The 12,381-nt window shown below is 57.5% G+C and carries 10 protein-coding genes; 3 read left to right on the top strand and 7 right to left on the bottom strand.

The window, feature by feature from the left end:
- Positions 1–2,331 (bottom strand): DUF7133 domain-containing protein (locus RSSM_RS11950; protein WP_236621100.1); only part of this gene is annotated, 2,331 nt, incomplete at its 3' end.
- 211 nt (positions 2,332–2,542) lie between these two features.
- Positions 2,543–5,419, bottom strand: coding sequence for a BatD family protein (locus RSSM_RS11945; RefSeq protein ID WP_008678604.1), 2,877 nt, complete (start codon positions 5,417–5,419; stop codon positions 2,543–2,545).
- Here RSSM_RS11945 and RSSM_RS11940 point away from each other — a divergent pair.
- Entirely contained in the window at positions 5,418–5,615 is a 198-nt protein-coding gene (locus RSSM_RS11940; RefSeq protein WP_008678607.1) for a hypothetical protein, read from the top strand. The genes RSSM_RS11945 and RSSM_RS11940 overlap by 2 nt on opposite strands.
- 124 nt (positions 5,616–5,739) lie before the next feature.
- Here the strand turns inward: RSSM_RS11940 and RSSM_RS11935 are convergent, their stop codons facing one another.
- The 3 genes from RSSM_RS11935 to RSSM_RS11925 form a co-directional block, all read right to left on the bottom strand.
- Positions 5,740–6,471, bottom strand: coding sequence for a zinc ribbon domain-containing protein (locus RSSM_RS11935; RefSeq protein ID WP_008678602.1), 732 nt, complete (start codon positions 6,469–6,471; stop codon positions 5,740–5,742).
- 40 nt (positions 6,472–6,511) lie between these two features.
- Entirely contained in the window at positions 6,512–7,513 is a 1,002-nt protein-coding gene (locus RSSM_RS11930; protein ID WP_008678600.1) for an AAA family ATPase, read from the bottom strand.
- A 471-nt stretch (positions 7,514–7,984) separates the two neighbouring features.
- Complete coding sequence (locus RSSM_RS11925; protein ID WP_173403150.1) at positions 7,985–9,103, bottom strand: hypothetical protein; 1,119 nt, start codon at positions 9,101–9,103, stop codon at positions 7,985–7,987.
- A 520-nt stretch (positions 9,104–9,623) separates the two neighbouring features.
- Here RSSM_RS11925 and RSSM_RS11915 point away from each other — a divergent pair.
- Positions 9,624–9,995 (top strand): hypothetical protein, encoded by a 372-nt coding sequence (locus tag RSSM_RS11915; RefSeq protein ID WP_008678594.1) that lies wholly within the window; start codon positions 9,624–9,626, stop codon positions 9,993–9,995.
- Positions 9,996–10,040: 45 nt separating this feature from the next.
- On the opposite strand, the gene rdgB is transcribed toward RSSM_RS11915, so the two are convergent.
- Positions 10,041–10,658, bottom strand: a complete 618-nt coding sequence (gene rdgB / locus RSSM_RS11910; protein WP_044302374.1) for an RdgB/HAM1 family non-canonical purine NTP pyrophosphatase — start codon at positions 10,656–10,658, stop codon at positions 10,041–10,043.
- Positions 10,659–10,793: 135 nt separating this feature from the next.
- Positions 10,794–11,822 (bottom strand): 2-amino-4-hydroxy-6-hydroxymethyldihydropteridine diphosphokinase, encoded by a 1,029-nt coding sequence (gene folK / locus RSSM_RS11905; RefSeq protein WP_008678588.1) that lies wholly within the window; start codon positions 11,820–11,822, stop codon positions 10,794–10,796.
- On the opposite strand from folK, the gene RSSM_RS11900 reads away from it, so the two are divergent.
- Positions 11,821–12,171 (top strand): hypothetical protein, encoded by a 351-nt coding sequence (locus RSSM_RS11900; protein WP_008678590.1) that lies wholly within the window; start codon positions 11,821–11,823, stop codon positions 12,169–12,171. The genes folK and RSSM_RS11900 overlap by 2 nt on opposite strands.
- Positions 12,172–12,381: the final 210 nt, after the last annotated feature.

The following is a 12,381-nucleotide window of genomic DNA, read 5'->3' as shown; positions in this document are numbered from 1 at the left end:
AAGCCGTAGGGTATCGACAAAGTCTTTGTCACTGAGGAAACCTTCCATCATTTTGCCGGCACGTTGCAGTACTTTCCCACCGGTCGAGGTGGTCGGGTCAGCGGCAACGAGGCCGAGCATCCCTACCAGAGCGATACGTGTGTCAGTGGAGTTGAGCACTTCGTCACGCCATGTGTCCATCGGCATCCGCTGCAGGACTTGGCGGGCGAGGTATGCCACCGTTCGATCATGCGATCCGAGCAGTTCGACGAGTTGGTTGGTATCGTTCGGGAACTGGCCGCTGCGTAGAATCGCTTCGCATGCGGTGCGTACGACGCGGGCATCGCCGTCGGACAACAGTTCCTGCAGACGTGCGGCGGCACCACGGGAAGGTGATAGGCCCAACTGCATCGCGGCGCGGCGCCGGACGGCTTCGTTTTCGGTTTTGGACAACTCGACGAGCAGTTCTTCGCTCGGCGTCGGTCCGTACATTTGCATCAGGTTCATCGCCCGAATGCGATACATCGGTGGGTTGTCTTCGCTGTAGGCAACGCCCGCAACCTGACGTCCCCAGTCGTCGCCGAGTTCGTGTCGGATGGTCGCGATCTCTTGACGCGCCCAGGCCGCATCGAGTTGTGGTTGTCGTACGGCGGCGGCGATCCCGTTGCCGATTTGTTTCATCGCGTCGGGAATTTTCCCTTGGTAAACGACGCGGTAGACACCGCCCGCTGTCCCGCGGCCGCCCGTGCAGAAGTACAACGCTCCGTCGGGGCCAACGGAAAGATCCGTCACATTGAGTGGTGTCCCCTTAAGGAATACTTCGCTGTCCGCGGAGTAGCCGCTACCGTTCGACTTCAAACGAACATTCAGGATCCGCCCTTCGGACCAATCCGCCAGGAACAGGCTGTCGTGGTAGCGAACGGGGAACATGTGGTGTTCATAACATTCGATTCCCGTCGGGCTGCCGCGACCGGTGTCGAGCAAGTTGGGGACTCGGTCGTAGTAGTATTCAGGCCATTTTGCCCATCCGGTGCGCCAGCCAAACTCGCCGGCTTCGGTGACTTCCATCAGCGCGGTTGGGCGATACCACGGTGTGTCGACATCGGCTTCCATGTCGGCATCGTGGACAAACAAACTGCCGCTGGGGTGAAAGACCAAGTCATAGGTGTTGCGCAGTCCGCCGGCGACTCGTTCCACGACATCGCCATCGATGTCGGTACGAATGATCGTGCCACCGGGTGCTTTGACGCCACGGCCGTGTCCACCGGGATCTTCGAATCGAGGCAGCAGATCGCCTTCGTAAACGTCACGCAGTGTTTCGCCTTTGCCGGTCTTTCCGATCGGTTGAACGTGGCTGCCCAGAGAGACGTAGATCATCCCGTCGGGGCCGAGGCGGAGTCCGTGTGGGCCGTGTTCTCCGCCCTCACCGCGGAACTTCAGAATTGTCCTGACGTCTTCCAGGGTTCCGTCGCGGTTCTTGTCCGCTAGGCGATACAGTGCGTTTCCGTCCGGGCCGCGGCCGGTGACGAAGACTTCGCCGTTGAGCGGAAGGATGCCCTGAACCAATTCGACTTTATCGCAGTAGGTGCGAACGTCTTCGGGAACGCCGTCATCGTCACGATCGACGACGATCAAAAGTGGGCCCTGCTCTTGCGATAGGATCACATGTCCGAATTCATCGAACGCCATCGCAATTACCGAGCCGACCTGTTCGTCGTTGAGGATGCGTTGGACGCCAAAGCCGCGTTGAATTTGGAAACGTTCGGTCTGTTCTTTTTGGGTTTCAACGGCGACGGTATTTTCGCGGTCCCACGGGACGGTTTCGCCCAAGACGCCGAACGACGTTGCGGTATCCCATGTACGGTCGTTGAGCATGGGGTTGTCCCATGCGCTCACTTCCGAAAGGCTCGTTCGCCATGTCTCATCGCTGCTGAATGTGTACCACTTGTCGTCTTCGTCGGGGCGAATGGAAACACGGGCGACGAGCGCGGCGGTGTCACCGTTGGTGTTCTTGACCCGAATTGCGACCACGTTCCGGCCGACTTCGAGGTAGTCTGAAATTTCAAACTCCTGCATCTGTCGGTAGGACTTTCCGTCGCCGATGACGCGACCGTTGACACGGACTTCATAGTCATCGTCGGCCGCAATTTCGAGGTACCCTTCCCCGCGTTGGCGCAGGTTGAGGACTTTTCGAAACCAGCATGTTTCGCCGACTTCGATGGCTTGATCCGAAGCCGTACCGCCCGCCCAAATCCATTGGGCTTCCGCGGCCGCAGCGATCGAACCGGTCGTTCCGTCAGGTGAAAGCGAGAGTCCCAACCCCAAGGGCGAGATGATACCGATCACTATCACGGCAAAAAGCGTTAAATTCCGTCCTGCAAACATTTCCTGACGAGCCTTCCATGGCGAGAAATCAGATCGTTCGAGTTAGCCCGTGACTTCGTCGCAATGGCAGACGTCGGGCTAATTGAGTATTTCACGCCCAGCGGTATCAAATCCATCGGAGGGACCGCAAGACCTTCCTGGCGCTTTTCGAGAGACGCGGTTGGGGCGGACGGCCGAGCTAACGCAACGCGACGACGTTGTCTTTGGAGACCCAGCCGTGTTTTTCACGGTCGATCTGCACCTCGACCCAGTTTCCGCGCGTCCCGGAAACCTCCACAATCATGCCCTCCGCGGATGCGACGGTGTCGCGGATTTCGAACGATTCTCCGTCCCCGGTTCGCAGTTGCAGCTCCGGGGTCACCGCGACCGCATGATCCGCGATCTGCCACTGAGCCTCGCGAAGAACGATGGCACCTCCGAGGGCCCCGATCGCCAGACAGGTAACGCCTGTCCATTTCAGCGCGGAGCTGCGACGAAACATCGCAATCGTCAACGCGCCCCAACCGGCGATCGAGCCGAAACCGAGAACGAAGATGCCGATCAAAGGAACACGCCAGCGCGAGAGCGGAGTCCCTGCGTTCCACTGTGCGACAAGACCATTGATTTGTCCACGGAGGCTCATGGGGGAGTAACGCAAGGCGTTCTGGTAGTGAGCGATTGCATGCCCGATTTGGTCGCTTTGGTAGAACGCATTGCCCGCGTTGAGAAAGAGTCTCGCGTTGGTGATCCCGCTCGCGATCACCTGTTGGTATTTTTCCGCCGCCTCGGCAAACTTTTCCGAGGACTCGTCGCGAGCACTTTGGTACGCTTCGGCATAGAGTTCGTCTGCCTCGGCGAGCAGCATCATTCGTTGTTCTTGATCGAGATCGACAGAACCATCCGGTGAACGGTCGGAGGCGAGTGTTGGTTCCAAGTCGAAGGCTGGCGTTTCGATATCCTCGTGGTCTTGGACGGGGTTGCTGTTGGGTACGTTTTCGTTCTCGGCGAAGAGGGCGTCCTGTGCTTGCATGGGCGACGTGACAAGCGTTGACATCGCGAGGATCACGGCTCCGGCAACCGTTTGGTGATTGCTGATCTTCCCCGAGCCGATGGATGATGGATGGGGACGGCTCGATGCGATCGTCCGCCATCCCGATCGCCGGACGCGGTCGGTGCGTTCGATCCAATCAACCGCCCGTGGAATCAATGAACTGAGATCGGCCGAGTTTGATCGACTGTCATGGGCGAGAGTTTCCAACTCGGCGGCCAGGTGCGATTGGCCGTGACGACGCAGATAGCCGAGTCCCGCGAGCCAGTCGTCCTGCGTTTGATTGTGGGAAGATGCTGCTCGGTCGTTCGTCCAAAACGCCTTCAGGTAAGACGCACAGATCGCCGGAATTTCATCCGGTGATCGCGCAGATTGCAGAGCAGCGAGAGATTGTTTGCGACGAGTACGAAACCACTGATTCGGCGAAGTCATCCGGTTTCGATTCGTAACCGCCAGCACGCCCAAAAACGCGAACATCGGCAGCAAAGCGACGCACGCCGCGGTTCGCAGCAGCGACGGTTGGCTTTGATTGACGAGAACGGAATCATCTGACTCATTGCGAAACAGAAACGCAGTCGGGGAAACGCTCATTCGCAGATCTTTCTCCGAACCGGTGCTGGTGTCTTGTCGCCCTGCACCGCCCGATTCTCCGACAATCGCACCCATGTCGAGCGTTTCCGATTCACTGACCGTGATTGCGATCGGCTCGGTGGCAACGGTTTGGAACGTTTCCGATTCTGGATCGAAAAAGCTCATTCGAATTGACGGGATTTCGGAGACCGACGGGGTTCGTGGTCTGATCGTGGTCGTGAAATACTTGGCCCCGTCTTGAACGAAACCAGCGAGCGGTTGTTGGTCAACACGGAAGTCCTCATTCAAAATTTCGAGCGGCGGTGCTTGTACCAATTCCAAGGGGCCGTCTCCGCGGACAGCGAGTTGAAGTTTGATCGGTTCACCCGCGGCCACGGTACGCGAGTTCGTGCGGGCGGTGATTTCGTATCGACCGACGGCACCCTGGAAACTATCAGGTCGGCCTTGCGTTGGGATCGGCAATACTTCGGTCGCGTCGACGCTAGCGGTGGCTTCGATCGGTCGTGTTTTTGTGATGCTCAGGCGGGGGCCGAACGGCGAACCGAAGTCGTCGTCTTCGAGTAGTCGCGAGAGTGAGGAGCCGCCAAAGAATGCGTCCATCGGATCTCGCGATCGCCCGAGTTGGATCGGGTAATCGACAACGATTCGAACGTCGCTGGCGTCGATTTGACCAGGGCGTTTGGGATAGATCGTGGTTTCGATTTCATACAGGTAGTAACTCCGTTTGATCCCCTCGCCGTCCTGACGCAACACCTCTCGCCCACCAGGGCGTTTCCGCTGGTCGTGCAGATCCTGCATTTTCGATTCGAAACTTCCCCACGAAGTTCGTCGTGACAGAGTTGACCACATGGATCCCTCGTTCAATGTCCTCTCATACTGTCGATCACGATACGGTCGCAGCCAGATCTTCAACGTTAAATCGAGCGGTTCGCCGACATAGACCCCGTCTTGTTTGCCTTCAATTTCAACAAACATCAGGTCGCCGGTCTCGCTCTGCGTCGCGACGAACCGCAACGGTTTGCTCGTCAGGTCTTCGCCCGAGGTTGAGAGACGAATCGCGGGGATTTCGAATTCGCCGGGGCGTTCTGCGACAACCGTATAACGCAGCATGATGGACGACGTCCGCGTCATTCGCCCGTTTGCATCAATGAGAGTCTGCGAGCTGCGCGATGGACTGCCGATTGAACGAATCTGCAGTCCGTCGATTTCGGGGATTTCTGGTCGCGGAATGTCGCGGACGTCCGAGATCTGTAGCGTCAGCAAGATCGGCTCACCGACATAGGTTTCCCGCGATGACAAACCGGCCGTGAATTCGGCTGCCGAACTAGAGCAGGCAACTGCTGCCGTGATCAACAATGCGAGAAACGCCACGAGAGAGTTTCCTCGCGTCTTAAAACGACGCGATTGCTTTTCAGTGCGTAGGGCGACAAATTGCATGGCAGACCTCAATACGAACTCACTCCCACTGGCGATGACTCAACGCAACACGGTGTCGATCGGCGACGAGTCCCCTGTACGCAGCGAATCCGCGACTGGTTTTCCGTCGCCGTCGGCCGACAGCCTACGGCGTGAATTGTCCCCGCGTCGATTCCAGTTGCAATCTCCAGCCTTTCTGAAGGGGGAACCGACGTGAGCTAACGGGCCGTCACGAGATGGAGCCGAGACCGATCACGGCTGATTTTGTGGCTCGTTGACCCAGCGGTCAATCGAACCCAGCGGCCAATCGAACCCTGCGGCCAATCGAACCCAGCGGTCATTCAAACTCGGCGGTCTTCCGGGAGATACAACATCGCGTTGCAGTTCGGGCAGTAAGTCAACTTGGAGAGCATCACTAGGCTGACAACTTGGGTGGTCAGTGTTTGATAGCAACCGCCGCAGGAATCGTCCTCGACCGGTGCGAGGGCCTCGTCCCCGCGAGCGGAGATCAGTCGTTTGTAGTCGGCACGGATTGCGACCGGGATGAGGGTTTCGGCCTCTTCGAGTTGCACGTCGACACGTTCGAGATCCATCGCGATTTTCTTTTGTCGTTCTTGAATCTCCGCAATTCGCTGGTCTCGTTCGGCTTCCGCTTCGGCGAGTTTGGCGCGGGTTTCTTTCAAATGAGATTCGATCGAATCGATGCGTTCGAGGATCTCAAAGATCTCGTCGTTCTGCACGCTGTTCGCTTGCTCGTCGGCAGCGATCTGTTCCTTGAGCAACGCGAACTCTTTGTTGCTCGCCGCTTCGTTGAGCCTGCGGTTGAGATCGAGCACGTGTGCCTCGCGAGTCTGCAACTGCAAGTGCTTCTCATCGGACAGCATGCGAGTTTTCTTGAGGACGGCGAGTTCTTCATCGAGTTCAGCCTGTGCCGCGTCGACGGATGCCTCGACCACTTTGATCTGCATCGGACAACGGCGTGCTTGACCTTCGAGGTCGGATCGCTGTTGATGGATACGGTGCAGTTTGCAGAGCAGCTGAGATGATATTTCGGGCGGGCCGGCAGATGACATTGATTTTCAATGGATGGAGAATGAAAGGGAGGACAGAATCTCACTCCGCTTTTTCAGGGACTTTTTCGAGGATGTCGAGCAACACTTGATCGGTTTCGATGCCTTCGGCTTGGGCTTCAAAGTTCAACAGAACTCGGTGCCGCATCGCGGGCAAGAAGACGCGCCGGACATCTTCAAACGATACATTAAAACGCCCATCCAGCAATGCTCTCACTTTGGCGGTCAGGGCGAGCGTTTGAGCACCCCGTGGGCTGCTGCCCCAACGCACGTATTCGTTTGTAATCGGGACGCTGTGAGCACCTTGCGGATGCGTCGCCATGGTCAGCCGTACCAGGTAATCCTGAACGTGCGGGGCGAGGATGACATCGCGCACGAGCTTTTGCCAACGCAGGATCTCGTCGCCGTTCATTACCTTTTCAATCGAAGGTTGTTCGCCACGCGTGGTCCGATCGACAATCGTTCCGAGTTCTTCACGTGATGAATAACCTACGACGAGTTTGAACAGGAAACGGTCCATCTGAGCTTCCGGCAGCGGATAGGTGCCTTCCTGCTCGATGGGGTTTTGTGTGGCGAGAACAAAGAAGGGTTGTGAGAGTTCAAACCGGGTTCCCGCTGCGGTCACGGTGCCTTCTTGCATCGTTTCCAACATCGCAGATTGGGTCTTGGGGGTTGCCCGGTTGATTTCGTCCGCCAACAAGATTTGCGTGAAGACGGGCCCTTTTTGGAATTCAAATTTACGCCTCCCGCTTTCATCCTCGACGATCATGTTCGTTCCCAGGATGTCCGCTGGCATCAAATCGGGGGTGAACTGGATACGACTGAATTGAAGTTCGAGTACCTCCGCCAATGTTCGAACCAACATCGTCTTGCCGAGTCCGGGGACGCCTTCGAGAAGACAGTGGCCGCGGCACAGCATCGCGGTCAGGACGCCATCGACGATGTCGGTGTGACCCACGATCACGCGGCCGATCATCTCGCGTACCGCTCCATATCGGTTGCGAAATTCCTCTGCGTCGGCTTGCATCGTTTCGACAGTGGACATGGTTGAATCACCAAGGAGGAGAGCCGGGATGAAAAATAACATTGCGGTGTGGGCGAGCCACGTCCGCAGAGTTTAACACGCCCAGCGATCCCTGTGCAGAACGGCCGAAGTCCTTCGTGATCGGTTGTTTGTTGAGGTTCGCTAAGTCTCCTGGAGGTGGCAGCGGGCAAAAGGAAGCGGGCAAATGACACCGTGCGAATAGCAACCGCCAGCGGGGACAATACCGCATGCCTCGTTTGACCTTGGCGGACGAGCTGAGTCGCCGTGGCCCGTTAGGAACTCTTGTTGAGAGTTCGCCTAGGAAAAATCCCCGATGAAAGATTGCTGTCGAGCGATCGGGACGAAATCGAAAACGGCCCGAGGGCGTTTCCGCCCCGAGCCGTCGGGCTAGCTTTCAATTTGTCCGCAGAGATTATCACGCAGAGATCAATCGTCACACTTTGTGGATCTCGATGCCTGATGCACCGCTGTTTAGTAGCGAACGATCGCGTCGAATGTCCAACGGTCACGAATGATATCTTCGAAGTCGGTCAACGGGAATTCGTAGGCCATCCCGAGTTCCATGTTCCGTTTGGGTTTGAGTTTCAGGCCGACGTTTTGCGTGACGACGTCGTTGCCTTCCACGGCGGTGTCACCGAGGTTCAACAGGTCCAAACCGGAAACGCCGAACGCCGAACCGGTGTCTGCGTCGTCGGTCCAGTGCCACCATGAGTTTTCGGTGAACAGATACACCTTGTCATGGCAGCGAACGTCGATGTGATTGTTCCAGTGGACGGTCGTGCTCTGTACCGACTGGTCGACCGGCATTTGGAAACCGACCGAGCTAAGAACGTGTGCGTTCCCGTCGAGGAAACGCTGACCACCGGTTGCGAAGAAATGGAACTCGCCGTCGCCGACTGCTTGCAAGGTTTGCTCGCTTCCCATCGGGATCTCGTAGGTGAAACCGGCCGACAAGAGCGTGCCCGATTTTACGTTTCGAATGAGGTTGTATTTCAGACCCGCGGTGACGTCTGCCCAACCGGAGTCGAGCAGCCCGTCCAATGCTCCTTCGCTGCTGTCGATCGCATAGCCGTCTTTGACCGCGATCAAGCTCAATCGCTTCGTGAGGGCGATGCGAAATTGCAGTGCGAAGAGCTGCAAACTACCACCGGCAGGAACGTTGCCCGGGCCGAGTTGTTTGGGGAATCGATGGTGCATGAAGATGGGACGCAATTCGGTAACGTTGCGTGGGTCTTCGAAGTGAACGAAGTCAATCATCGGGCTGATGAAATCGTCAAAGCACCGATCGCTCTTTTGAATGCATCCTCCACAGCCGAGCTTCTTGGCAAAGCTGTCGAGTTTCGGCAAACAGGAGTCCGCACACATGGCTGAATCGCAGCACGATCCCGAGTCGCAGCCATAGTCCTCGCAGCAATCGTTGCTATCGCATCCGCTCTCTTCGCAGCAACATCCCGTCGTGCAGATATCGTCGCAGCATGCGTCGTCACAGCAGGAGGAAGTGCCGCCGAAAAGGTCCGCAAAGCAACTTCCGCTTGCCTGGACGTTCGACGTCGACACGCCCGACAACCCGCAAACGAGAGTTGCGACCATCAAACATCTTCTATAAGTCCGTTTCACCGTTCATTCTCCTGATTCGTAATCTTCGTTCACGCCTTGGGTGGCAAGCGGGGGCGGCGACGTCTCATCCCCCAGTACCGGATTCCTGATCACGACATCGAAACAACCCTGAGTGTGCTGTGTGCAATCTTGCGACCAGACGCATGGCCGGAGCAATCCATACGCTTTTCCAGAAAACACAACAGCTAAACGGCAACCTGTGCGAAGGCCGCACACTGCCGGTGTTTCGGTGTCAAGAACGTGCTGCCAATCGCACGCTTCGAGGTGTGCAGCCTGAGGCACGGCGGTTTGCGGGAGCTTCGCGGACGCGAAGATTTTTGCGAGTCCCTATCGCCGCATTCCCACCAATCCGTGCAAGCGGCATCGTTGTCGGTGTGCAGGAGATCGCTTCGCTGGCAATTTGGCGAAGAGGAATCGGTGGCGGGATTTTTTCTAAAGATTCCGGTTGTAACGGTCGATTAACTCTGACATGGATTCCAACACTACCCACCGAATGTCTCGAACATCCCTGCGGCGAACTTCGCTGCGTTTGGGGTTTTGGGCGTGTGTTTGCGTTTTCTCGCCCGGGTGTTTGGCACTGGGAATCCCCAGCGAGCGTTTGCACGATCCGGCGGATCGCGGTGGCCTGCTAGGCGATTGGAACTCGGACGTTTCCTACGGTCCTGATCAAATCACTCAAGATTTGGTCGAGCAGGGAGTCGTCTTGGCCACCACAGACGACGGGCTTTTCTGCGAAGGCCCCTCACCTCTCGACGTGAATCCAAAGACAGGGTGCCTTTCTCCGCCGAAGGAAAAAACACCTGAAGTTCCGTGGCCTCGGTTTCATCCGGTTCCGACTCGACCCGTTTTTGGCACGACACCTTAGACCGGCGAAGTGTCAGAAACCGACGAAGTATCAGTTCGGCATCGGTTAGGAAGCGTTTTCAACCGATGCGATCAACGCTGCCAATTTGGGAAGCAACTTGCGAAGCCCGCGCGAACGATGGCTGATCGCACGCTTCACCGTCAGGTCGAGTTCCCCGAACGTTCGGTGGTATTCGCGAACGATGAACAGCGGGTCATAACCAAAGCCCGCGGCACCCGAGAGCGACTCTGCGATCCGCCCGCGACAAATTCCTGACGCGGTCAAACGGACCTCGCCTTGAGGATCTGAAAGACAAAGGTGGCAGTTGAACTGTGCGTCGCGTTTGTCTGCCGGGACGCCGCTCAGTTCGTCGAGCAGTTTTTCATTGTTGGCGGCATCGTCACCGTGTGTCCCGGCGTACCGCGCCGAGTAAACTCCCGGTTGGCCTTTGAGGTGGTCGACCGTCAAACCGCTATCCTCGGCGAGTACCCATCGACCAATATGTTTTGCTTGCTCGGTCGCTTTCTTCGCGGCGTTCTCGGCGAAGGTGGTGCCGTCTTCGACCACATCGATCGAACCTTCAATGTCAGCGAGCGTGGTCAATTTCGCCATCCCCTCGGGCATCATCATTTGCAGTTCAACGAGCTTTTTGGCGTTGTTGGTGCCGAGGACCAAATCAAACATTACGTTCCAATCTCTTTCACAGGGAATGACAGTTTCAGTTTCAATAATCGTTGGAACGAATCCAATCGGGAGAAGCGTCAACGCAAAGATGTTGAGGTTGCCGCTCGATTCGGACCCGTTGATTCGTGCGGGACGCTACCACCAATCGCCGTCGTTGGTCACCGGACAAATGTCGCAAAACATGGAGTCCATTGCTGACGCGATTTCGCCAACCGCCCAATCGAGGTCGTCGACTTCGAGCCGATATTCAGGCCATCGCCAACTGACGGGCCACATTTGGTGCGGTGCCGGCCATCGTGTGGCGAGCGTGGTCCGTTCAATCCGGGCGATCAGTCTTGGTAGGCCAAGTTGACGGAACGGCATTTCTTCTGCTGACTCCGAACGCGATTTCTCGACGTTCACGTTCTCTCGTAGTGAACGAGGCACACTGGGGGACACCCACGGTTTTGCGTGGTTGAACGGATTCGATGACCACAGTGCGTCTTGGATCGAAACGCCACGCTCGATCGCCTCGGCATCGACAATTTGAATTTGGTGTTCTTCGGCGAGACGTTCGCAGATGGTCCGGCGTAGGTTTTCATCACCACCGAGCAGTGCCATCGATGGAGTGGCTGCGTCGAGATGTTCGGCGAGGTCGGCGAGTGTCCAACCGAACCGCGGGTCGAAGAAGTCCGCCGCAACGTCGCAGGCGGGGACGACGACAAATTTTCGCGCCGTGTAACGAGGATGCGGGACGACCAGCGCACCTGCGGTTCCGACCGGGCCACGTCCGCCGATCAGCCCACGCCGTCCGGCAGAAGCTTCGCCACGAAGTTGCCCATGCAAAACGACGTCGAGGTCGATCGATCGAGCCCCCCAACGATCCTTTCGCTCGCGGCCGAGTTGTTGCTCGGCATGCTGCAGCACGTCGAGGATTTCCGCAGCGGATGCCTCCGTCGCGAAGGCCGCAACCGCGTTGAGAAATGGCGACTGCCCACCTGGGCCGCCGATCGGAGGCGTCTCATAGAGTCGGCTGGTTCGCAGGCCCGCCATCGACAGCGAACAATCCGGATCCGCTGAACGCGCAACCACACCGGATCGATCGACCAACCGTGCCGCTTTCGCCACAACGGTATCGCGATCGCCAAGGTTGGATCCGAAACTAATGAGACAATGCGTCGACATGTGGCAAAGATTAACCGCCTCCGATCTGACGCCACAGGGGGCAGCACGCCTATTTCGTCTGCTCTTTCCCGCCCCGATCGAGCCTGGTCCGGAGGCCGCCCTGATCTGCGATCTGGATCGGATTTCCACCAACTGTCCGGTCGGCGGCCATTGGTTCGCCGCCGACGTCGGTCAGGATTGGCAGTGGCGACCGCCCGTTTCGAAGACGGTTTCGACGCCACCGCGGCAAGCGATTTGGCCGAATCCTGAGGTCAACGACGCGTTCGTGCTCGCGAGACCCTCCGGTGCGATGGGCATCCGGTGGCGAGGAATGGATTCTCATTTGGTACCCGATATGCCGCGATCGTAATTATGATGATTAGTGCGCGACGGCAGAGTTCGGCGTGAGAAGAACGTCTCGCACGCACGCCCAGGAAGGGGCTTTTTTAGTACGAATCGTTCTCGTTGAATCTACACGCCCTCGATATCTTTTGGAGCAACTACCGTGTTTGGCAGTCGTCAAATCAATCAAGTCGCTCGTTGGGCGACCGGCAAGCGGCGCTCTTTCGGCCGCCGCAGG

This window comes from Aporhodopirellula sallentina SM41, from assembly GCF_000346505.1.
Lineage (GTDB): Bacteria > Planctomycetota > Planctomycetia > Pirellulales > Pirellulaceae > Rhodopirellula > Rhodopirellula sallentina.
The sequence above is the reverse complement of the archived record's forward strand: the minus strand, read 5'-3'. Positions and strand labels throughout refer to the sequence as shown.